Here is a 21,889-nt window from a genome sequence, read left to right on the forward strand (position 1 = left end):
ATTGCGGGTGTAGTTTAGTGGTAAAACTACAGCCTTCCAAGCTGTTGTCGCGAGTTCGATTCTCGTCACCCGCTTTATAAATAGCCAAGCTTTTTGCTTGGGCGCGTAGCTCAGCTGGTTAGAGCGCACGCCTGATAAGCGTGAGGTCGGTGGTTCGAGTCCACTCGTGCCCATTGGAGAATTACTCAAGAGGCTGAAGAGGACGGTTTGCTAAATCGTTAGGTCGGGAAACTGGCGCGGGGGTTCGAATCCCCCATTCTCCGTATCTGAACCTTAGGGTTCTTTTTTATTTTCTGAAAATGAGAGTAAAATTCTGACAATTCTGATATAATTAAATCATGAAAAAGCTGTATGTATCTAATGATTTTCGTCAACTGGTTGGGAGGGGGCAGCAACGCTTACCTAAAATTCTGGTTGAAGATAAACTTGCCGATGGTGTTTTGAATCATCAGGTTATTTTTTATACAGGAAAAGAGGAAATTCTTGGAACGGGCTACCTTTCAGAACAAAATAAGGGGATAGGATGGTTTGTTTCTGAGGATGTTATTGATTTTTCTGTTGCCTTCTTTTGCGAGTTGTTTATAAAGTCAAAACAAAGAAGAAACTCTTTTGAAAACTCACCTGCTGACTCGGCTTATCGGTTATTTAACCAAGATGGCGATGGCTTTGGTGGTTTTACCATAGATCGTTATGGGGACTATGCCTTATTCTCATGGTATAACGCCTATGTTTATGGTATAAAAGATAGGATTATTGAGGCCTTTAAAGCCATTTACCCTGAGATCATTGGGGCTTATGAAAAAGTTCGTTTTCAAAATGGTGAGCCTGTTTCCCAGCATGTTTATGGCGAGAGACAAGAATCCCCTTTTTTAATTATGGAGAATGGTGTTCACTACCAAGTTTTTTTAAATGATGGGTTAATGACTGGGATCTTTTTGGATCAGCATCATGTTAGAGGCAGACTGGTAGATGGGTTAGCCCTTGGAAAACGGGTTTTAAATCTTTTTTCTTATACGGCGGCTTTCTCTGTTGCTGCAGCTATGGGGGGGAGCTTAAGCACTGTTTCTGTTGACCTAGCCAAGAGGTCACGGGACTTATCTGCGGCTCATTTTGAGGCAAATGGTCTTAGTCTTGAAAACAATCACTTTGTTGTGATGGATTGTTTTGAATATTTTCGTTACGCACAAAGGCATCAGTTAAGGTTTGATGTGATTGTCATTGATCCACCGTCTTTTGCGAGAAATAAGAAAATGACTTTTTCGGTTTCAAAAGATTATTATAAATTGATAGCCGGTGCCCTTGAGCTTCTTGCACCCGGTGGAACCATCATTGCGAGTACCAACTCGGCTACCCTATCGTTAGAGCAGTTTAAAAAACAATTGAAAAAAGGGCTTGGTAAGGTCAAGGCGACTTTGTCGCATGTTGACCGATTACCAGCTGACTTCCCAGTGGTTTCAGCGGATCCCCAGTCAAATTATTTAAAAGTAGTTACAATAAAGGTTAATACATGAAAATTGTTGTTTCCATTACGCCGAAGTCTATTGAAGAGGTGTCGGCCTTGTCGCCTGAAAACTATAAGGGGGCAGATCTCATCGAATGGCGAGCAGATTATTTGCCTGTCGATTTAATCTTAGAAGCAGCCCCTCTTATTTTTGATAAATTTTCCAATCACTCTCTTATTTTCACCATAAGAACAGTGGAAGAGGGAGGTAATATTCAACTAGAGGAAGAAACATACTTGCGTTTGATTGAAGACATCTCAAAAAGCTATACGCCGGCTTACTTAGATGTTCAATATTTTACTTATCCTAATGTCTATGCGCAAGTTGTTTCCTTAGGGCAAGTTGTGCTTTCTTACCACGATTTTTCACAACTGCCAGCCGACTTCTCGCAGAGATGTCAGGTGCTGACTGACTTAAAACCTGCCATTGTCAAAATAGCTGTTATGCCTCAAAAAGAAATGGATGTTTTGCAACTGATGACTTGGACCAGAGAATTCAAAACGCAAAATCCTAAGCAAGCTTACGTGACCATGGCCATGGGGTCTTTAGGGCGTCTCTCGCGTTTGGGAGCGGATCTTTCTGGAAGCGCTTGGTCTTTTGCAAGTGTTGGCAAAGCCAGCGCACCTGGTCAGGTTAGTCTCGAGGATTTGTTGCAAGTGAGGAGGCTTTTAGATGCAGATTGATGGCTATACTCGGTTAGCGGCTGTTGTGGCACATCCTATTAAGCATTCGATCTCACCTTTTATTCATAATTTTGCCTTTAATAGCTTGCAGATTAATGGGGTTTATTTAGCTTGGGATATTGGAGAGGAGGATTTAGCTGAAACGGTTGCTAATATTCGCCGTTATGACATGTGGGGAATAAATCTTTCCATGCCTTATAAAAGGGCTGTTATTCCTTATTTGGATAGTTTGTCTGCTGAGGCTGAACTGATTGGTGCTGTGAATACGGTGGTCAACGACTCCGGTCGCCTGGTCGGTTATAATACGGATGGTATTGGTTTTTTCCATCACCTTAAGAAAACATTTGCTTTTGATGTGCGTCAAAAGGCGCTGGTTTTATTGGGAGCGGGTGGTGCTGGAACGGCTATTATGGCGCAGGCTGCCCTGTATGGTGCTAAGGAAATTTCGGTTTTTGTTAGAGAGAAATCCTTGGAAAAAACGGCTAAAAAAATCGCCTCTATCAAAGCCAAAACAGCTTGTGCTATTCATGTCTATGCGATAACGGATGACCTGACGTTACAATCTGCTTTAGACAGGGCGGACCTTTTGGTCAATGCCACAAGTCTTGGTATGGATGGGGTTACATCTCCTCTTTCAGAGGGGATAAGGTTACGCCAGCAACTCCTAGTCGCTGACGCTATTTATCAGCCTTTTGAGACCCCCTTCCTAATTAGAGCAAAAGAATCAGGTTTACAGACAACCAATGGCTTAGGCATGCTTTTATATCAAGCGGCTGAAGCTTTTAAGCTTTGGACGGGTCAAGAGATGCCGACAGATGACATTTGGGCAAGTTTGGTTGAAAAGTATCAACTCACAAAGGAGAAATCATGAAATTACGTGTCGATTTGCCACATCATCCCTATGATATCCTCATTGAACGAGGTGCTTTGAAGACAGCTGGAAGCTGGTTAAGGCAACTATGGCAGCCTCAGAAAGTTGCGATTATTACAGATAACCATGTGGCTGGGCTTTATGCGGAAACCGTAAAACTGTCTCTGGAAAGTGCAGGTTTTGAGGTAGCGGTTTTCGATTTTCTAGAAGGAGAAGCGCAAAAGAGTTTGACGACAGCCAATCGTGTCTATGAGTTTTTGGCTAAATTCGGAATGACACGAAGTGACGGGATTGTGGCTCTAGGTGGTGGTGTACCGGGGGATTTAGCGGCTTTTGTTGCCTCTACCTTCATGCGCGGTGTTCACTTTGTTCAGATTCCAACCAGTTTGACAGCTCAAGTTGATTCTTCAATTGGTGGGAAAACAGCGGTCAATACCCCCTTTGCGAAGAATTTGGTGGGAACATTTGCCCAACCTGACGGGGTTTTGATTGATCCCAACACTCTGGAAACCTTGGGTGAAAGAGAATTGATTGAAGGGATGGGCGAGGTCGTTAAATATGGGCTTATCGCTGATCCTGAGCTATGGGACCTGCTCAAAGACCTCCCAGCAGGGCGCCAAGGCATTTTGGAAGAGGCCGAGGCAATTATTTACCATTCCTGTGAAGTGAAACGTCGTGTTGTTGTTGAAGATGAGCTAGACAATGGGGTACGTTTGTATTTGAACTTTGGGCACACGATTGGGCATGCGATTGAACAGACAGCGGGCTATGGCAAAGTGATGCATGGCGAGGGAGTCGCTATGGGGATGGTTCAAATTTCCCAAATCGCTGAAAAGAAAGGCTTGATTGCGACAGGCTTGACGCAGGAAATCAGAGAGATGTGTCAAAAGTTTGGTCTGCCTACTGACTATGCTGATTGGGATAAGGACATGCTTTATCAGGCTTTGACACATGACAAAAAGACTCGGGGTAACCTGATTAAAATTGTTTTGGTCCCAAGCATTGGCCAAGCAGAAATTCACCCGATTCCTTTAACGGAAATGAAAGAGTATTTGGAGAAATAAAATGAGATATTTTACAGCTGGAGAATCACATGGCCCGCGTTTAACGGCCATCATTGAAGGGGTGCCTGCAGGTTTGCCTTTGACTGCGGAATATATTAATGCGGAGCTCAAACGTCGTCAGGGCGGTTATGGTCGTGGCGGACGGATGAAAATTGAGTCCGACCAGGTTGAAATTACCTCAGGTGTGCGTCATGGGCTAACGATGGGAAGTCCGATAACCCTTAATGTCACCAATCGTGACTTTAAAAATTGGACAGAAATCATGTCAGCAGCGGATATTGATGAAAAGAAAAAAGGTATCCGAAAATTGACTAAGCCACGCCCTGGCCATGCAGATCTGGTTGGTGGGATGAAATACCGATTCACCGATTTGCGAAATGCCTTAGAACGGTCTTCTGCGCGAGAAACCACGATGCGTGTAGCAGTTGGTGCTGTGGCAAAACGTCTTTTAGAAGAACTTGGCATCGATATCGCCTCTCATATTGTTGTTTTTGGGGGGATTGAGATTGATGTCCCAGAAAATTTGACTGTTTCAGAAATCAAAGAGCGTGCCCGTCAATCAGAAGTCTCCATCGTCGTTCCGGATCGTGAAGCTGAGATTAAGGCTTACATTGACCAGATCAAAAAAGAGGGGGATACAATTGGTGGTGTCATTGAAACTGTAGTCGGTGGCGTGCCTGCTGGCTTGGGCTCTTATGTGCAATGGGATCGCAAGCTGGATGGCAAATTAGCGCAGGGGGTTGTTTCCATCAATGCTTTTAAGGGAGTCGAATTTGGACTTGGTTTTAAAGATGGCTACCTGCGTGGTTCCCAGGTCATGGATGAAATTGCTTGGTCAAAAGAAGAAGGTTACACCCGCCGTTCCAATAATTTGGGTGGCTTTGAAGGTGGTATGACCAATGGGCAACCCTTGCTTATCCGTGGTGTCATGAAACCTATTCCAACCCTCTATCAACCGCTCATGAGCGTTGATATCGAAACGCATGAACCTTATAAGGCGAGTGTCGAACGCAGTGACCCAACAGCTGTTCCAGCGGCTGGTGTTGTGATGGAAAGTGTTGTAGCGACGGTTTTGGCAACAGAAATCATCAATCAATTTTCATCAGATAGTTTAGCAGAGTTGCAAGCTGCTCTAGCAAGTCACAGGCAACATATCCAGAAGTTTTAGAAGGTGCTTATGTCACAAAAAACGATTTACATTGCAGGTCTCGGCCTGATTGGGGGGTCTTTGGCTCTAGGGATTCGTCGAGACCATCCAGACTACCGCATTCTTGGATATAATCGGTCTGAAAAATCTCGGGAGATTGCTTTAGAGCGTGGCATCGTTGATGCGGTAACGGATGATTTTGCGGCTTTTGTTCCACAGGCAGATGTTATTTTTATATGTGTGCCGATTAAACAGACGATTGCATTGCTCGAGGCGGTGGCGCAAATGCCTCTTAAAGATGGGGTCATTATCACCGATGCGGGTTCGACTAAGGCAGAAATTGTTAAGGCTGCCCAAAAGTATTTGACAGGGACGAAAGCACGGTTTGTTGGCTCTCATCCCATGGCTGGCTCCCACAAATCAGGGGCTATTGCGAGTGATGTCAATTTATTTGAAAATGCCTACTATATTTTTACGCCATCAGATGTCACTGGACCTGATACCATCAGAGAACTTAAAGAGGTCTTGTCAGGCTTGCATGCGCGATTTATCGAAGTCGATGCCGAAGAACATGACCGAGTGACTGCTCAAATCAGCCATTTCCCACACGTCTTGGCGGCCAGTCTCATGGAACAATCCGCTGACTATCGTCAAAGGCATGAGCTCACACAGCATTTTGCTGCTGGTGGCTTTCGGGACATGACCCGTATTGCTGAGAGCGAGCCAGGGATGTGGACCAGTATTTTGCTAAGCAATCCCCAAGCTATTTTAGAACGCTTGGAAAATTTTCAAACCTTGTTGGCGGACATTGCTCAAAAAATCCGGGATGAGGATGCTGATGGCATTTGGCAATTCTTTGACCAGGCTCGCCAGGCTCGCAAGGAGATGGAAATTCACAAGCGTGGTGGAGTGGATTCCACCTTTGATTTGCAGGTATCTATCCCAGACGAGGAAGATGAAATTCTTAATGTGTTAGAGTTGCTACGGGGAACTTCTTTGGTCAATGTTCAAATTCTCGAGAACAACCGAGAAGATATCAATGGGATTTTGCGGATTTCCTTTAAAAACCAAAAGGATTTGGATTTTGCTAAAGGACAGATTGAGACCCATACCTCCCACAAGGTTTTTCTATAGAAAGGACACCTATGTCAGTGAATGTTTATGATTTAGCTAACGCCTTAGAGCGTGGCTTACGTCAGTTGCCCGAATACCAAGCAGTAAAGGATGCCAAGGCAGCTATCCAAGCAGATGAAGCCGCTCAGGCCATTTTAACCGAATTTTTACACTTGCAAGAGCATTTTCAACAAGCTATGGCAACTGGTCAGATGCCAACTGAAGCGGACCAGTCAGCTATGGCAGCTGTCAGTGAAAAAATTGAAGGCAACCCTTTGGTGAAGGCTTATTTTGACCAGCAACAACGTTTAGGGGTATACATCCAGGACATCGAAGGAATTATCTTTAAACCCCTGCAAGAATTGATGCAAAATGATTAAGCACAGCTGGTCTAATCGGTGGCTCCAGCGCCTGCCCGGGCTGACCGTGTGTCTCGTGCTAGCCAGTCTTGCCTGGTATTTGGGGACCTTGTTTCCCCTTGTCGGAGGCCCTGTCTTTGGAATTCTGTTGGGCATCTTTTTGTCTGGTTGGCTCAGGCCGATTAAGGAGCTTCAAGCGGGCTTGCAATTTAGTGGCAAACTTATTTTGCAAACAGCCGTCGTTTTGCTTGGGTTTAGTCTTAATTTAAATCAAGTTTTTCAGGTTGGTGCCCTGTCTTTACCGGTTATTTTGTCTACTATCGCAACTGCTTTGTTAGTGACAGTTTTATTGAAAAAGTGGCTTAAGATGGATCAAAAGCTTGCCACGCTTATTGGTGTGGGGTCTTCGATTTGTGGCGGATCGGCGATTGCTGCGACAGCACCGGTCATTGATGCGGATGAAGAGGCTATTGCGCAAGCTATTTCGGTTGTCTTTTTGTTTAATGTCTTGGCCGCCTTGCTCTTTCCCACCTTGGGGCAATATCTGGGCTTAAGTTCTCACGGTTTTGCCATTTTTGCGGGAACGGCTGTCAATGACACCTCGTCGGTAACGGCGACAGCCAGTATTTGGGACAGTTTGCATGGCACCCATATTTTAGCCGAAGCCACGATTGTCAAATTAACCCGGACATTGGCCATTATTCCTATTACCTTGGTCCTGTCGATAGACTCCCATCGTAAACAGGGGGGCAAAGAAAAGAAAAAGGCCTGGTATCGTGCCATACCGTCCTTTATTATCTTCTTTTTATTGGCTTCTTTATTTATTAGCCTCTGGAGTTGGTTTGGGTTACCAGTGACCTGGTCTAGTCAAGTAAAAGTCGTATCACAGTTTTTAATTGTCATGGCCATGACAGCAATTGGTTGTCAGACATCTGTGAAATCTCTGCTAGGTTCAGGCAAGACTGCCATCCTTTTGGGCGGGGCTTGTTGGCTGGCCATTAGTGGCATGAGTCTTTTCGTGCAAAAATTATTGGGAATTTGGTAGTATCTAGAGTCAGCAGTAGGCCGGCTCTTTTTGATTGAAAACAATCTGGGAAAAAGGAGAAATTTATCTGAAAAAAGGCTGACAATTTTAGTATTTTAATCATCAAATGTGATAAAATATAGGAGACTATGTATGCGGGGGGACCTATGGCTAGTAAGCGAAATAGCAGTAAAAGTAAGGCGGCTCAACGGGTAGCACATCGTGTGAACTTACTTTTCTTTACGGTATTTGTCTTGTTTACCATTCTTTTGTTACGTCTGGCACAGATGCAGATTGTAGAAAAGAAATTTTATTCGGCAAAGCTCAATGCAACGACCAATTACACCATCAAGACATCGAGCGTTCGTGGTGAGATTTATGATGCGACAGGGCTACCTTTGGTGACAAATACAACCAAAAATGTGATTGCCTTTACGAGAAGCAATACTATCACAACGGCTCAGATTAAGCAGGTGGCTCAGCGTTTGGCAACCCTAGCCCCCCTGACGCAGACAAGCGTTAGCACTCGGGATAAGAAGGACTATTTCCTTGCGACACCTGAAAACTACCAAGCTGTTGTGGCGCGTCTACCTAAAAATGAACGCTATGATAATTTTGGCAATAGCCTGTCAGAGTCAACCATTTACGAAAATGCAGTCAATGCGGTGACGGATGACGAGATTAATTTTTCAGAAGATGAAGAAAAAATTGTTTATATCTTTACCCAGATGAATGGCACCTCGACCTTTGGTTCTGTTAATCTGACAACAGGTGATTTGTCCGATGATCAGATTGCTGCCATTCAAGGCGATACGGCAGACCTCCCAGGTATTTCTATCACGACAGATTGGGATCGGTCAACCTCGGATAGTGCCTCTAGTTTAGCTGATGTGATTGGCACGGTTTCAAGCTCTCAAACAGGTTTGCCGTCTGAAGATGTTTCAAGTTATCTCAAGAAAGGCTACTCCCTCAATGACCGAGTCGGGACTAGCTACTTAGAAAAACAATACGAATCAGATTTGCAAGGGTCGCACACGATTCGTAAGATTAGGGTCAACCGTAAAGGAGAAGTCATTAAGGATGTGGTTAGCCAGCAAGGTACGCAAGGGAAGGCGCTCAAACTAACCATCAATATGGCTTACCAGACGGGTGTTGAAAATATCCTTAGCCAATACTATAATTCGGAACTAGCGGCGGGCAATGCGACCTACTCTGAGGGTATCTATGCCGTAGCCCTAGATACCTCAACAGGAGCCATTTTAGCCATGGCAGGTCTCTCCCATACGCCTGAGACCTCGACGACGACACCAGATGCCTTGGGAACCATTACAGATGTTTTTGTGCCAGGTTCTGTTGTCAAAGGGGCAACCATAACAGCTGGTTGGGCCAATAATGTTTTAACAGGCAATGAAACCCTCTATGACCAACCAATTTACCTATCAGGGACCAATGTCATCAAGTCTTGGTTTACATCAGGTAGTATGCCTATTACGGCTGTTCAGGCCTTAACCTATTCCTCAAACACCTATATGGTTCAAATTGCACTGAAGCTGATGGGACAAGACTACACACCGGGGATGTCTCTATCTGACTCGGGGGCTGATACAGCCATGTCGGCCCTGCGCAAGACCTATGCGGAATACGGGATGGGAACAGATACAGGTATTGACCTTCCGAATGCGTCAACAGGTTTCCTTTCTAGTAGCTTTACGCCAGGGAATGTCGTGACGGAAGCCTTTGGTCAGTATGATAGCTATACGACCATGCAGTTAGCGCAATATGCAGCGACTATTGCTAATGGTGGGACACGTTTAGCCCCTCACTTGGTAGATAGTATTTATGATAGCAACAGCGATGGCAGTATGGGGGCTCTGTCTCAAACTATTTCTCCTAAGACCATGAATACGGTGACCATTCCAGATGGTGATATGGCCATTTTACAGGAAGGTTTCTATGATGTTGTTCACAGTTCGAGCAGTTATGCGACTGGTACCAGCATGCTAGGAGGGGCTATCAGTATTTCTGGGAAAACAGGGACGGCTGAAACCTTTGCCACATCAAGCAGTGGGGCTACGATCACAACGGTAAATAACAATGTTGTTGCCTACGGCCCTAGCGACAACGCTAAAGTTGCAGTAGCTGTTATGTACCCTCACTCAACCAATTCAAACAGTAAGGCTAGCCAATACATTGCACGTGACATGATAAATCTTTACGCTTCTATGTATGGCGTTAGCTAGAAAGGAGGCTAGGTGCTTTATCCAAAGCCCATTGCAAAATTAATAGACAGCTTTTCGAAACTTCCTGGTATCGGGACTAAGACAGCTACGCGTCTAGCCTTTTATACGCTGGGCATGACTGATGAAGATGTGAATGATTTTGCTAAAAATTTACTTGCTGCCAAGCGAGAGTTGACCTATTGTAGTATTTGTGGACGTTTGACGGATGAGGACCCTTGTGACATCTGCAGTGACCCCAATCGTGACCAGACCACGGTCCTGATTGTTGAGGATAGCCAAGATGTTTCCGCCATGGAAAAGATTCAAGAGTACCGGGGGCTTTACCATGTTTTGCAGGGCTTGATTTCTCCCATGAATGGAATTGGTCCTGATGACATCAATCTAAAATCCCTTATCGAACGTTTGCAAAAACATACCGAAATTTCCGAGGTTATTATCGCAACCAATGCGACAGCTGATGGCGAGGCCACCTCAATGTATATTTCACGCGTTCTAAAGCCTGCGGGCATCAAGGTGACACGCTTAGCGCGTGGTTTAGCTGTCGGAAGCGACATTGAGTATGCAGATGAGGTCACTCTCTTATCTGCGATTGAAAATCGTACAGAACTTTAAGAACTTCAGTACAGAAGAAAAAGAGGAAACTATGTCAAAGGAAACCCTAATACTGTTATACGGTGGGAGAAGCGCAGAACGTGAGGTCTCTGTGCTTTCCGCTGAAAGCGTCATGCGTGCGGTGAATTACGAGCGCTTCTTGGTCAAAACCTATTTCATTACACAAGCGGGTGATTTTATCGCCACACAAGTTTTTGAGCAGGCGCCTGACCAATCTGAACGCTTAATGACCAATGAAACCATAGACTTTTCCCGTAAAATTGCCCCAAGCGCTATCTACGAAGAGCAGGCGGTTGTTTTCCCGGTCTTACATGGGCCTATGGGAGAAGACGGTTCCATTCAAGGTTTCTTAGAAGTTTTAGGCCTGCCTTATGTTGGGACTAATATTTTATCGTCGAGTTTAGCTATGGATAAAATCGCCACTAAACAGGCGCTGTCGACAGTTGGTGTTCCCCAAGTTGATTATGTGACCTATTTTGAAGGAGAGGCGATTGCTGACAAAATTGCCCAAGTAGAAAAGACCCTGACCTATCCAGTCTTTGTCAAACCAGCCAATATGGGCTCTAGTGTTGGGATTTCCAAGGCAGATGACGCTTCTGCATTAGAAACTGCCATTCAGCTAGCCCTCCATTATGATAGCCGTATTTTAATTGAACAAGGGGTTAGTGCTCGAGAAATCGAAGTGGGTATTCTGGGAAATACGGACCCTCAGACCACACTTCCCGGCGAAGTGGTTAAAGACGTCGCCTTTTATGATTACGATGCCAAATACATTGACAACAAGATCACCATGGCGATTCCTGCAGAAATCACGGAATCCGTTGCTGACGCAATGAGAAACTACGCAGCACTCGCCTTTAAAGCTATTGGTGGCTGTGGCTTGTCTCGCTGTGACTTTTTCCTAACGGCAGATGGGGACATTTATCTCAATGAGCTCAATACCATGCCAGGGTTCACCCAATGGTCTATGTATCCTAAATTATGGGAAAACATGGGACTTTCCTATGGAGACCTGATTGAAGCTCTGGTTGATTTAGGAAAAGAAATGTATACGAAACGTGAAGCTCATCTCAACTGAGTTGGGTCACTCAAAAAGTCGGAGGCTTGAAAAAGCTAGCCGATTTTTTTTACGTCTAAAATCTGCCTCATTTCGCAAGGAAGCTACATGGTTTCAGTTTGTTTTGGGCTTAGTCGAGTCAGTTTTGCCACCAAAAAAGCCCTCTAATGACTATTAGAGAGCTTTTAGCTTTAGCATTAATCCATCCCAATGAGGTAATCCTCATCACGCATGGCTTCGACTTCACCTAGGAGGTAACCATTACCAACCTGACTAAAGAAATCATGGTTGCTGGTTCCTGTTGAGATACCATTCATGACGATTGGGTTGACATCGTCTGCAGTATCTGGAAAGAGAGGGTCTTGCCCTAGGTTCATCAGGGCCTTGTTGGCATTGTAGCGCAAGAAGGTCATAACCTCCTCGGTCCAGCCAACCTGATCGTAGAGATAGTGCGTGTATGCCTCCTCGTTTTCGTATAGCTTAAAGAGCAAATCATACATCCAATCCTTAAAATCAGCTTGCTCTTGTTCAGAAAGTTCATTGAAACCTAGTTGGAATTTGTAACCGATGTAGGTACCATGGACAGATTCATCACGGATGATGAGTTTGATAATTTCAGCCACATTTGGCAGTTTATTATTGCCCAAATAGTAAAGGGGGGTGAAAAAACCAGAATAAAAGAGGAAGGTTTCCAAAAAGACAGAGGCTACTTTTTTCTCAAGGGGCGTACCGTTTTTGTAGAGCTCATTGACAATTTCTGCCTTACGTTGCAGGTATTCATTGTTATCAACCCAATCGAAAATAGCTTCGATTTCTGCTTTGGTGTTGAGCGTTGTAAAAATTGTCGAATAAGATTTGGCATGGACAGATTCCATGAATTCAATGTTGTTGAGGACAGCTTCCTCATGTGGTGTTCGGATATCTTTTTTGAGGTGGGCCATACCACTCTCAGATTGGACCGTGTCGAGCAGGGTTAAACCACCAAAGACCTTACCAACTAGGTCTTTTTCTTCTGCGGAGAGTTTGCGCCAATCGTCTAAGTCATTAGACACTGGAATACGTGTATCTAGCCAAAATTGTTCGGTTAGCTTCTCCCAGGTGGATTTGTCGATAATATCTTCGATTTCGTTCCAGTTTATGGCTTTGTAGTAGGTTGACATGATGGGTTTCCTCTGATTCTATCAAGTGTTACTGTTATTTTATCACAAAAGCTTCTAAAAATGGGACCAGCCTTGTGACTGACGAAAAAGGAGTGAGTTAGAACTAAATTTCAAAAATGTAGTTCGCATTCCCACTCCCTTAACCGGCTGCTTCCAACGGTCAAATGGTAGGAGCAGTCGCACTATTTATAGGGCCTCTTTTGTGCTAGAAGCCTGTGTTTTTTAGACTTTGGTTAGATAACGCAGCTTTCACATTGGTTGGCACCAACCTCATCGCCATCGTCCGTATAAGTACGAACGTAGTAGATGGATTTGATGCCCTTGTTAAAGGCATAGTTACGCAGGATGGACAAGTCACGGGTGGTTTGTTTGCTTTCATTTTTCCACTCATACAAACCTTCTGGGATGTCAGAACGCATAAAGAGTGTCAAAGAAAGCCCTTGGTCGACGTGCTGTGTCGCAGCAGCGTAGACGTCGATGACCCGACGCATATCCATATCGTAGGCAGACGTGTAGTAAGGGATGGTGTCCGTTGACAGACCAGCAGCTGGGTAGTAAATCTTACCAATTTTTTTCTCTTGACGTTCCTCAATCCGTTGGATGATAGGATGAAGGCTGGCTGAGACATCATTGATATAGCTGATGGAACCGTTGGGCGCAACAGCCAGACGGTTTTGGTTATAAAGACCATCTCGCATAACCGCTTCCCTGAGTTGCTCCCAGTCTTGAGCGGATGGGATAAAGTGGCCAGAAAAGAGCTCCTTGACCTTATCAGAATGTGGCTGGAAGTTTCCAGTGACATATCGATCAAAGTAGGACCCATTAGCATAGTCAGACTTGTCGAAATTGACAAAGCTTTCCCCGCGTTCTTTAGCGATACGGTTTGACTCAACGAGTGTCCAGTAGTTGAGCAACATGAAATAAATATCGGTGAATTCGATAGATTCTGGACTACCATAGTGAATATGATGTTGGGCAAAGTAAGAGTGTAAGCCCATCGCCCCGAGTCCAATAGCGTGGGCCTCATGGTTACCCTTGTTTATGGTTGGGACAGCTTCGATATTGGCACTGTCAGTAACAAAAGTCAGGGCGCGTGTCATGGTTCTGACTGATTTTCCAAAGTCTGGTGACGTCATGAGGTTGACCACGTTGGTAGAACCCAGGTTGCAGGCCACATCAGTCCCCATTTGGAGAAATTCTTGAGCATCGTTAATGACACTTGGTGTTTGCACTTGCAGAATTTCAGAACACAGATTACTCATGACAATGCGTCCGTCAATTGCATTGGCTTTATTGACAGTATCGATATTGATGACATAAGGGTATCCGGATTCTTGTTGCAATTTAGAAATTTCAGTCTCTAAATCCCGCGCCTTAATTTTTGTTTTGTGAATCTTGGGATTAGCAACTAATTCATCGTACTTTTCAGTAATGTCGATGTAGTTGAAAGGAACCCCGTATTCTTTTTCGATGTTGTAGGGGCTAAAGAGGTACATGTCGGCATCTTCACGCACCAGTTCGTAGAATTTATCTGGAATGGTAACCCCAAGAGACAAGGTTTTAACCCGAATTTTTTCGTCAGCATTTTCCTTTTTAGTCGATAGGAAAGACAAAATATCTGGGTGGAAGACATCCAGGTAAACAACACCAGCCCCTTGACGTTGGCCAAGCTGGTTGGAGTAAGAAAAGCTGTCTTCAAACAGTTTCATCACGGGAACCACTCCAGATGCAGCGCCAGCGTATCCTTTGATAGGAGCGCCAGCTTCCCGCAAGTTACTAAGGGAGATTCCCACCCCACCGCCGATACGTGAGAGTTGCAGGGCAGAATTGATGGAACGCCCAATTGCATTCATATCATCGGTCACTTGAATCAAGAAACAAGAAACGAATTCCCCCCGACGGCTCCGACCAGCATTAAGGAATGAAGGCGTTGCGGGTTGGTAGCGTTGATGAATCATTTCATTGGCCAAATCCTTGGCCAGGGCCTCGTCACCATCAGCAAAGTAGAGGGCGTTAAAGAGGACCCGGTCCTCGATAGACTCTAAATAGTAGTCGCCAGCATTGGTGTGTAAAGCGTACTGTTGGTAGAACTTGTAGGCCGCCATAAAGGACTGAAAACGAAAGTTTGCATTTTTCAAGAAATCTGACAGCTCTTCGATAAACGCGGGCCGGTATTTGGCAATAAAGCCAGACTCGATATAGTCATGTTCAATCAGGTAGGCAATTTTATCGGTGATGCTGTCAAAGGCCATTGTATTTGGCAGAACATTTTCTTTGAAGAAAGCTTTGAGGGCTTCTTGGTCCTTGTGAAGCATGATTTGCCCATTGACGGGGCGATTGATTTCATTATTCAGACGAAAGTAGGAGATATCTCCCAAATCTTTTAAACTCATAGTAACCTCGTTTATGATGAATGCGCGTTTAGATAATCTCTTTTAACTTACTAGGTTGAAAGCCAGAAAAGACAGTATCGCCAGCTTCGATGACAGGAGCAGCAGTGAAGCCTAAACTTTTGACGTAGTCAATTTTTTCAGGATGCTCATCGATATTGATTTCTTCGAAATCAGCGCCATGCTGTTCGAGGAATTTCTTAGTCATTTTACATTGCATACAGTTGTTTTTTGAAAAAACAGTAATTTTTGCCATAGTGGCACCTCCAAAAAGTAATGCTTAGTCATGATACCCCAAAAGGCCTTAAAAAGCAAGTTGAAAATCCCTGAAAAACACAAAATATAGGGGGCGTTTTTAAAATAAAAACCCATATCTTGTGTTTGCTTTGCATAAACACAAGAGGAAAAAGGAGAGAAAACCCATCTGTTTCAAGCGTTTGTAACATTTGTAATAAAATGAGAAATTTTCAAAAGGAAAGTCAAAAATTTTCTTTTTCAGACGAGTAAAAGTGATATAATACTTTTACTGGAATAATTCCAATAGAAATTGAGGTTGAAATGGCAGGCAAGAATTCGTTTTTTAAGACACTATTAGCCAAGAGGACTTGGTTGGGAGTAAAAGCAAGTTCAGACAGTAAAAAGCAAACTGATAAAGCGTCTGGGGCATCGCAGGAAAAAGTGCCAGAGGACAAGGCAAAGAAGCCTAAAAACCCATTCTTCAAAATGAGCAAGGGAAATAAGCCTAAAGAAAAACCCGCCAAAGACTTAGCTGAAATGGGTGTCCACAAAAGGATGTTTTTGCCAGAGTGGGATTTGCTCAATAACCGCTATAAGGTTGAACGGCGTATCGACTTTATGATTGTCATCCCTGTTTTCCTACTCTTACTGATAGGCCTAGTGGCGATTTTCATTGCGACTTCGCATGATTATCCCAAGACCCTATTGTCAGTGTTGACACAACAAGCCTTATGGATGATTATCGGGGTGGCCTTAGCCTTTATCGTTATGTTCTTTAGTACCAGTTTTCTCTGGAAAATCACTCCCTGGATGTACGGTTTTGGTCTGTGTTTGATGGTTTTACCCCTTATCTTTTACAGTCAGGCCCTTGTTGCCTCAACAGGAGCGAAGAACTGGATTTCGATTGGGTCTGTCACGCTCTTTCAACCATCAGAGTTCATGAAGATTGCCTATATTTTGATGCTGGCGCGGATGATTGTTGACTTTAAGCGTCAGCACCGTCAGCACACCATCAAAGTCGATTGGACTTTGTTGGGCTATTTTATTGGCATTACGGTGCCTGTTCTGTTACTGCTCGGACTTCAAAAAGATTTGGGGACAGCCTTAGTCTTTATGGCAATTTTTGCTGGAATGGTCTTGGTTTCAGGGATTTCTTGGCGCATTATCCTGCCGATTTCGGGTGCTATTGTGCTGATGATTTCGACTTTCTTATATGTCTTTACCATGAAAGGTGGAAAAGAATTTCTCTATCATCTGGGGATGGACACCTATCAAATCAACCGTATCTCGGCTTGGTTAGACCCCTTCTCTTATGCCTCAGGTATTGCTTACCAGCAAACTCAGGGGATGATTTCGATTGGGACTGGGGGACTCTTTGGTAAAGGGATGAATGTCCTGGACTTGTCAGTCCCTGTCCGTGAAAGTGACATGATTTTCACAGTCATCGGTGAGGATTTCGGTTTCCTTGGTGCGGCGCTGATTCTCATCTTGTATCTGATTCTCATCTATCGCATGTTACGTGTGACTTTCCAATCCAACAACCTCTTTTACACCTACATATCTACCGGCTTTATTATGATGATTGTCTTTCATATCTTTGAAAATATTGGAGCGGCCGTTGGGATTCTGCCTTTGACAGGTATTCCCCTTCCCTTTATCTCTAAGGGTGGCTCATCCTTGATTTCTAACCTTATCGGTGTCGGTATTGTCTTATCCATGGCTTACCAAAACCGTTTGCACGAAGAAATGATGATTGCTAACCGCTACACCAAGCGTCGACTAGAGCACTAATCCCAAAACGTTCAGAAACCTAGTTTCTGGACGTTTTTGCTTAAAATGGGGCTTTTAATAGCCTCACGTTTAGCGCTTGGTTGCTGGTATTTGAGGCAAGAAAATAATCGCTATTGCTGGCAGCTTAACCAGACATTTTGTCGGGCCATAAAATTGCCATAGAAGCTAGGCGCTCTTATGGTTTGGGTGGTTATTTTTCTTAATTTTTGCTATAATAGATGGGTATGCAATATCAAGATTATATTTGGGATTTGGGCGGGACCTTGCTGGATAATTATGAAACTTCCAGTCGTGCCTTTGTTGAAACCCTAGCAGAATTTGGCCGGAAGGCAGATAAAAGTGCGGTTTATGTCGCCTTAAAACAATCAACCCAGGAAGCAATAGAAACCTTTGCCCAGGGACTTCCAGGTTTTTTAGAGGCTTATAAAGCGCGTGAAAAAGACGCCTTAAGCCATCCCCAATTGTTTGAGGGAGCGAAACCCTTATTGGAAAAAATTGTGGCAGCTGGCGGGCGTAACTTCTTGGTGACGCACCGAAACCACAATGTGACAGAGGTTCTAGAGGCCACGGGTATCCGGTCCTATTTTACGGAAGTCGTGACCAGCGATGCGGGATTTGCGAGAAAACCGAGTCCAGAGAGTTTTTTGTATCTCAAAGAAAAATACCAGCTTAGCGATGCGCTTGTTATCGGTGACCGTTTGATTGACGTGACTGCAGGGCGTGCGGCTGGCTTTGCTAGCATGCTTTATCATGGACAAGTGCCGTTAGATAGGCTAATTGAGGTGTAATATGTCAGAAGAAAACAAAGAATTAGAAGCTCAGGCCTACGATGCCAGTCAAATTCAAGTCTTAGAAGGCTTGGAGGCTGTCCGTGTGCGCCCTGGAATGTACATCGGCTCAACCTCAAAAGAGGGACTTCACCATCTGGTGTGGGAAATTGTAGATAATTCCATTGATGAGGCTTTGGCTGGTTTTGCGACTGAAGTTCAAGTCATCATCGAAGCGGATGACTCCATCACAGTTGTGGATGACGGACGTGGCATTCCCGTGGATATTCAAGAAACAACGGGTCGTCCAGCGGTTGAAACGGTCTTCACCGTCTTGCACGCGGGTGGTAAATTCGGCGGTGGCGGTTATAAGGTCTCAGGTGGTTTGCACGGTGTTGGGTCTTCTGTCGTTAATGCCTTGTCCACCCAGCTGGATGTTCGCGTCTACAAGAATGGTCAGGTTTATTTCCAAGAGTATCGGCAAGGTATGGTTGTTGAAGACCTCCGTGTCATTGATCAGACGGATCGTCATGGGACAACGGTTCACTTTACGCCAGACCCTGAGATTTTTACAGAAACAACGACCTATGACTATGCTAAACTGGCTAAACGTGTTCAGGAGTTGGCCTTTTTAAACCGTGGGTTACGCATTTCTATCACCGATAAGCGTGAGGGCAAAGCGCAATCTGAGAGTTTCCATTACGAAGGCGGGATTGAAGAATACGTCACCTTCTTGAATGAGAGCAAGGAAGCGATTTTTCCAGACCCTATCTTTACCGAGGGGGAGCTAGAAGGCATCAGTGTGGAAGTCGCCATGCAGTACACAACGGCCTATCAAGAAAATATCATGAGTTTTGCGAATAACATTCACACCTATGAAGGGGGGACTCATGAACAAGGCTTTCGAACGGCGCTTACACGGGTCATCAATGATTACGCTAGAAAAAACAAGCTCCTCAAAGACAATGAAGATAATTTATCTGGTGAGGACGTGCGAGAAGGCCTGACGGCTGTCATCTCGGTCAAGCACCCTAATCCGCAGTTTGAAGGACAAACCAAAACCAAACTCGGTAATTCCGAAGTGGTAAAAATCACTAATCGTCTCTTTAGTGACGCCTTTAGCCGCTTCTTGTTGGAAAATCCTGCTGTTGCTAAAAAAATTGTCGAAAAAGGTATTTTAGCCAGCAAGGCCAGGGTCGCTGCTAAAAGAGCGCGCGAAGTGACACGCAAAAAATCTGGTTTGGAGATTTCCAACCTTCCTGGAAAACTAGCGGATTGCTCTTCGAACGATGCCAGTCAAAATGAATTGTTCATTGTCGAAGGAGATTCGGCGGGTGGTTCTGCCAAATCAGGTAGGAATCGAGAGTTTCAGGCTATTTTGCCTATCCGTGGAAAGATCCTCAATGTTGAAAAAGCCAGCATGGATCGTATCCTAGCCAATGAAGAGATTCGCAGTCTCTTTACAGCCATGGGAACAGGATTTGGCGCAGATTTTGATGTCGCTAAAGCACGCTACCACAAACTGGTACTGATGACGGATGCCGATGTCGATGGTGCTCATATTCGGACGCTCCTCTTGACCTTAATTTACCGCTTTATGCGTCCAGTCCTCGAGGCAGGTTATGTCTATATAGCTCAACCACCGATTTACGGGGTAAAAGTAGGCAGTGAGGTCAAAACCTACATCCAGCCTGGTGCAGACCAAGAACAACGGTTGCAAGAGGCGCTTGCAGAGTATAGCAGTGGACGTACCAAGCCGACGATTCAACGTTACAAAGGGTTGGGGGAAATGGATGACCATCAGCTTTGGGAGACAACTATGAATCCTGAGCATCGTTTGATGGCTAGAGTTTCAGTAGATGATGCGGCAGAAGCAGACCGTATTTTTGACATGCTGATGGGGGACAATGTCCAACCTCGTCGGGAATTTATTGAAGAAAATGCCGAATATAGCACATTAGATATTTAAATCAGGGTGTCAAATACCTTTAAGTGTGTTATAATCATAAAGTATTTGAATGCTGAAAAACGATTAAGGAGTAATACATGTCAAGCAGTATCGTCGTGATCATCGTGATTGTGGTCATCGTTGTCATCATTGCCTACTTGTTGGGCATTATTGTCAGACGCCGTAATGATGCGACCATCGCAAGCCTAGAAGACCAAAAGCAGGCCTTATTTGATTTACCTGTCAATGCCGAAATAGAAGGGGTCAAAAGCCTTCATCTCATTGGACAAAGTCAGACCGCTTTTAGAGAATGGACGCAAAAATGGACAGATTTAACGCTGAATGCCTTTACAGACATTGAAAATCATTTGTTCGAAGCGGAAAACAGTAATGATACCTTCCATTTCTTGAAAACACGTCAAGAAATTACCACTGTTCAAACCAAGCTCAAAGATTTGGAAGATAATATTGCTTCCATCCGTGAGGCTCTTGGGCTACTCAAAGAGCAAGAGGAAAAGAATACCGCTCGTGTCAAGCACGCCTTAGACCTCTATGAACAATTACAAGAAACCGTGGCTAACAGCGGTGAAGCCTATGGACCAGCCAAGGGTGAAATTGAGCACCAGCTGAAGAATATTGAAACAGAGTTTTCGCAATTTGTAACCTTGAATTCTTCTGGTGACCCGATTGAGGCCTCTGATATTCTGGACAAGGCTGAGGAACATACTATCGCCTTGGGTCAAATGACCGAGAAGATTCCTGCACTGGTTGCCCTGCTCACTAAGACTCTACCTGATCAGTTGGAAGATTTGGAGCAAGGCTACCAAGAAATGCTAAAACAGCATTTCCACTTTGGTGATGAGAATATTGACAATCGTTTCTCAGAACTGCGTGCCTCAATAACTGTCTCACTCAATGAAGTAGCGAGTTTGCACCTGGATCGATCAGATAGCATGAACACAGACATTCAAGATAAGATTGATGGTCTGTATCACCTGTTTGAACGAGAAATCAAGGCAGAAAAGGCCGTTAAAAAGAAAGTCAAAACAATTCCTGCCTTTTTGGACCATGCCAAAGAAAACAATGACAAGCTGGCCCAAGAATTGCAACGTTTGTCTAAGCGCTATCTGTTCCCTGATGCTCAAGCCCTGGATTTGCAACAATTTACAGCTTCTCTAAAAGACATCGAAGATACCGTTATTCCGGTCATCTCTGACTTGGATAATCAACCTAAACCTTACTCAGAACTTAGCGGTGATTTGGACACGACTTTGTCAACCTTGGCCGCAGTAGAAGACAGCCAAATGGATGTTTTCCGTGATTTAGAAGGATTAGAAACGGCTGAAGCATCGGCGCGTCACAAGGCCAACAGCTATGTCAATAAGCTTCATGCCATCAAGCGTTATATGGAAAAACGCAATTTGCCGGGTATCCCAGCGGATTTCTTGAACACCTTCTTTAACACCAGCCATCAGGTTGAGGTTCTGATTAAAGAATTGGATCAAGCCCGTATAGCCATGGAAGAAGTCCAACACCTTTTAGCGGTTGCGACCAGTGCCATGGAGCTTTTAGAAGAGGATGCCTATCAAGAAATCAAGAATGCTACCCTAGCAGAACAATTGCTCCAGTATTCTAACCGTTATCGCAGTTTTGAACCAGCCGTTCAGGATGCCTATCATCAAGCCCTGCACCAATTTGAAGTGGATTTCAATTACTTAGGTGCATTTGAGACCATCTCATACGCACTTGAGACTGTTGAGACGGGTGTAACGGACCGTTTTGTTAACTCTTATGAGAAAACCCAACAACGGATTGATTTCTAAAGCGATAGCCATACTAAAAAAGAAGACCAAAAGGTCTTCTTTTTAGTATCTTTTGCCCTCGAAAATTCTCTGACATCTTATCAGCTGCTTAGACATTTCCT

18 protein-coding genes and 3 tRNA genes are annotated in these 21,889 nt (G+C 44.4%); 18 read left to right on the forward strand and 3 right to left on the reverse strand.

Translation table 11 applies throughout. The features are described from left to right. The first annotated feature begins 3 nt into the window (after positions 1 to 3). The 14 genes from STRDD12_RS00005 (at position 4) to STRDD12_RS00070 (ending at position 11,693) form a co-directional block, all read left to right on the forward strand. Positions 4 to 74 (forward strand) — tRNA-Gly (locus tag STRDD12_RS00005). A 25-nt stretch (positions 75 to 99) separates the two neighbouring features. Continuing rightward, positions 100 to 173, forward strand: a tRNA-Ile gene (locus STRDD12_RS00010). 2 nt (positions 174 to 175) lie between these two features. Then, positions 176 to 263: transfer RNA gene (locus STRDD12_RS00015), tRNA-Ser, on the forward strand. 75 nt (positions 264 to 338) lie between these two features. Then, the gene (locus STRDD12_RS00020; protein ID WP_066913694.1) at positions 339 to 1,511 is read left to right on the forward strand and encodes a class I SAM-dependent rRNA methyltransferase; all 1,173 of its coding nucleotides are present in this window, start codon (positions 339 to 341) and stop codon (positions 1,509 to 1,511) included. Then, complete coding sequence (gene aroD / locus STRDD12_RS00025) at positions 1,508 to 2,185, forward strand: type I 3-dehydroquinate dehydratase (protein ID WP_066913697.1); 678 nt, start codon at positions 1,508 to 1,510, stop codon at positions 2,183 to 2,185. Before STRDD12_RS00020 ends, aroD begins: the two co-directional genes overlap by 4 nt. Then, positions 2,175 to 3,056: a shikimate dehydrogenase gene (locus STRDD12_RS00030; protein ID WP_066913700.1), complete on the forward strand. Its 882-nt coding sequence runs from the start codon at positions 2,175 to 2,177 to the stop codon at positions 3,054 to 3,056. Before aroD ends, STRDD12_RS00030 begins: the two co-directional genes overlap by 11 nt. Then, a complete protein-coding gene (gene aroB / locus STRDD12_RS00035; protein ID WP_066913703.1) occupies positions 3,053 to 4,120 on the forward strand; it encodes a 3-dehydroquinate synthase in 1,068 nt (355 codons plus the stop codon). Before STRDD12_RS00030 ends, aroB begins: the two co-directional genes overlap by 4 nt. A gap of 1 nt (position 4,121) precedes the next feature. Continuing rightward, positions 4,122 to 5,288 carry a chorismate synthase gene (gene aroC, locus STRDD12_RS00040; protein WP_066913706.1) on the forward strand — a complete coding sequence of 389 codons (1,167 nt, stop codon included), beginning with the start codon at positions 4,122 to 4,124 and terminating at the stop codon, positions 5,286 to 5,288. 9 nt (positions 5,289 to 5,297) lie between these two features. Further along, a complete protein-coding gene (locus tag STRDD12_RS00045; protein ID WP_066913709.1) occupies positions 5,298 to 6,401 on the forward strand; it encodes a prephenate dehydrogenase in 1,104 nt (367 codons plus the stop codon). Between the two features lie 11 nt (positions 6,402 to 6,412). Next, complete coding sequence (locus tag STRDD12_RS00050; protein ID WP_066913712.1) at positions 6,413 to 6,760, forward strand: YlbF/YmcA family competence regulator; 348 nt, start codon at positions 6,413 to 6,415, stop codon at positions 6,758 to 6,760. Then, positions 6,753 to 7,784: a YeiH family protein gene (locus tag STRDD12_RS00055; RefSeq protein WP_066913715.1), complete on the forward strand. Its 1,032-nt coding sequence runs from the start codon at positions 6,753 to 6,755 to the stop codon at positions 7,782 to 7,784. Before STRDD12_RS00050 ends, STRDD12_RS00055 begins: the two co-directional genes overlap by 8 nt. 146 nt (positions 7,785 to 7,930) lie before the next feature. Further along, complete coding sequence (gene pbp2b / locus STRDD12_RS00060; RefSeq protein WP_066916140.1) at positions 7,931 to 10,003, forward strand: penicillin-binding protein PBP2B; 2,073 nt, start codon at positions 7,931 to 7,933, stop codon at positions 10,001 to 10,003. Between the two features lie 12 nt (positions 10,004 to 10,015). Continuing rightward, a complete protein-coding gene (gene recR, locus STRDD12_RS00065) occupies positions 10,016 to 10,615 on the forward strand; it encodes a recombination mediator RecR (protein WP_066913718.1) in 600 nt (199 codons plus the stop codon). Between the two features lie 31 nt (positions 10,616 to 10,646). Next, positions 10,647 to 11,693 (forward strand): D-alanine--D-alanine ligase, encoded by a 1,047-nt coding sequence (locus tag STRDD12_RS00070; RefSeq protein WP_066913721.1) that lies wholly within the window; start codon positions 10,647 to 10,649, stop codon positions 11,691 to 11,693. A 176-nt stretch (positions 11,694 to 11,869) separates the two neighbouring features. On the opposite strand, the gene nrdF is transcribed toward STRDD12_RS00070, so the two are convergent. The 3 genes from nrdF to STRDD12_RS00085 all read right to left on the reverse strand — a co-directional run bounded on the left by nrdF (position 11,870) and on the right by STRDD12_RS00085 (position 15,478). Continuing rightward, entirely contained in the window at positions 11,870 to 12,832 is a 963-nt protein-coding gene (gene nrdF / locus STRDD12_RS00075) for a class 1b ribonucleoside-diphosphate reductase subunit beta (protein WP_066913724.1), read from the reverse strand. Between the two features lie 233 nt (positions 12,833 to 13,065). After that, entirely contained in the window at positions 13,066 to 15,225 is a 2,160-nt protein-coding gene (nrdE, locus tag STRDD12_RS00080; RefSeq protein ID WP_066913727.1) for a class 1b ribonucleoside-diphosphate reductase subunit alpha, read from the reverse strand. 28 nt (positions 15,226 to 15,253) lie between these two features. Next, positions 15,254 to 15,478, reverse strand: coding sequence for a redoxin NrdH (locus STRDD12_RS00085; RefSeq protein ID WP_066913730.1), 225 nt, complete (start codon positions 15,476 to 15,478; stop codon positions 15,254 to 15,256). Positions 15,479 to 16,035: 557 nt separating this feature from the next. Between STRDD12_RS00085 and STRDD12_RS00090 the strand changes: the two genes are divergently transcribed. The 4 genes from STRDD12_RS00090 to STRDD12_RS00105 all read left to right on the forward strand — a co-directional run bounded on the left by STRDD12_RS00090 (position 16,036) and on the right by STRDD12_RS00105 (position 21,788). Next, positions 16,036 to 17,250: an FtsW/RodA/SpoVE family cell cycle protein gene (locus STRDD12_RS00090; RefSeq protein WP_066916142.1), complete on the forward strand. Its 1,215-nt coding sequence runs from the start codon at positions 16,036 to 16,038 to the stop codon at positions 17,248 to 17,250. A gap of 224 nt (positions 17,251 to 17,474) precedes the next feature. Then, a complete protein-coding gene (locus STRDD12_RS00095; protein ID WP_066913732.1) occupies positions 17,475 to 18,038 on the forward strand; it encodes an HAD-IA family hydrolase in 564 nt (187 codons plus the stop codon). 1 nt (position 18,039) lies between these two features. Further along, positions 18,040 to 19,986, forward strand: coding sequence for a DNA topoisomerase (ATP-hydrolyzing) subunit B (gene gyrB / locus STRDD12_RS00100; RefSeq protein WP_066913735.1), 1,947 nt, complete (start codon positions 18,040 to 18,042; stop codon positions 19,984 to 19,986). A gap of 77 nt (positions 19,987 to 20,063) precedes the next feature. Continuing rightward, positions 20,064 to 21,788, forward strand: a complete 1,725-nt coding sequence (locus tag STRDD12_RS00105; RefSeq protein WP_066913738.1) for a septation ring formation regulator EzrA — start codon at positions 20,064 to 20,066, stop codon at positions 21,786 to 21,788. Positions 21,789 to 21,889 lie beyond the last annotated feature (101 nt).

This window comes from Streptococcus sp. DD12 (assembly GCF_001578885.1).
GTDB lineage: Bacteria > Bacillota > Bacilli > Lactobacillales > Streptococcaceae > Streptococcus.

Bases quoted from the DNA above. Each gene is read 5' to 3' on its own strand.
- STRDD12_RS00020 (WP_066913694.1), top strand. From the start codon at position 339: ATGAAAAAGCTGTATGTATCTAATGATTTTCGTCAACTGGTTGGGAGG.
- STRDD12_RS00095 (WP_066913732.1), top strand. From the start codon at position 17,475: ATGCAATATCAAGATTATATTTGGGATTTGGGCGGGACCTTGCTGGAT.
- STRDD12_RS00055 (WP_066913715.1), top strand. From the start codon at position 6,753: ATGATTAAGCACAGCTGGTCTAATCGGTGGCTCCAGCGCCTGCCCGGG.
- gyrB (WP_066913735.1), top strand. From the start codon at position 18,040: ATGTCAGAAGAAAACAAAGAATTAGAAGCTCAGGCCTACGATGCCAGT.
- STRDD12_RS00070 (WP_066913721.1), top strand. From the start codon at position 10,647: ATGTCAAAGGAAACCCTAATACTGTTATACGGTGGGAGAAGCGCAGAA.
- nrdE (WP_066913727.1), bottom strand. From the start codon at position 15,225: ATGAGTTTAAAAGATTTGGGAGATATCTCCTACTTTCGTCTGAATAAT.
- aroB (WP_066913703.1), top strand. From the start codon at position 3,053: ATGAAATTACGTGTCGATTTGCCACATCATCCCTATGATATCCTCATT.
- STRDD12_RS00030 (WP_066913700.1), top strand. From the start codon at position 2,175: ATGCAGATTGATGGCTATACTCGGTTAGCGGCTGTTGTGGCACATCCT.
- STRDD12_RS00085 (WP_066913730.1), bottom strand. From the start codon at position 15,478: ATGGCAAAAATTACTGTTTTTTCAAAAAACAACTGTATGCAATGTAAA.
- aroD (WP_066913697.1), top strand. From the start codon at position 1,508: ATGAAAATTGTTGTTTCCATTACGCCGAAGTCTATTGAAGAGGTGTCG.
- aroC (WP_066913706.1), top strand. From the start codon at position 4,122: ATGAGATATTTTACAGCTGGAGAATCACATGGCCCGCGTTTAACGGCC.
- pbp2b (WP_066916140.1), top strand. From the start codon at position 7,931: ATGGCTAGTAAGCGAAATAGCAGTAAAAGTAAGGCGGCTCAACGGGTA.
- STRDD12_RS00050 (WP_066913712.1), top strand. From the start codon at position 6,413: ATGTCAGTGAATGTTTATGATTTAGCTAACGCCTTAGAGCGTGGCTTA.
- STRDD12_RS00105 (WP_066913738.1), top strand. From the start codon at position 20,064: ATGTCAAGCAGTATCGTCGTGATCATCGTGATTGTGGTCATCGTTGTC.
- STRDD12_RS00045 (WP_066913709.1), top strand. From the start codon at position 5,298: ATGTCACAAAAAACGATTTACATTGCAGGTCTCGGCCTGATTGGGGGG.
- nrdF (WP_066913724.1), bottom strand. From the start codon at position 12,832: ATGTCAACCTACTACAAAGCCATAAACTGGAACGAAATCGAAGATATT.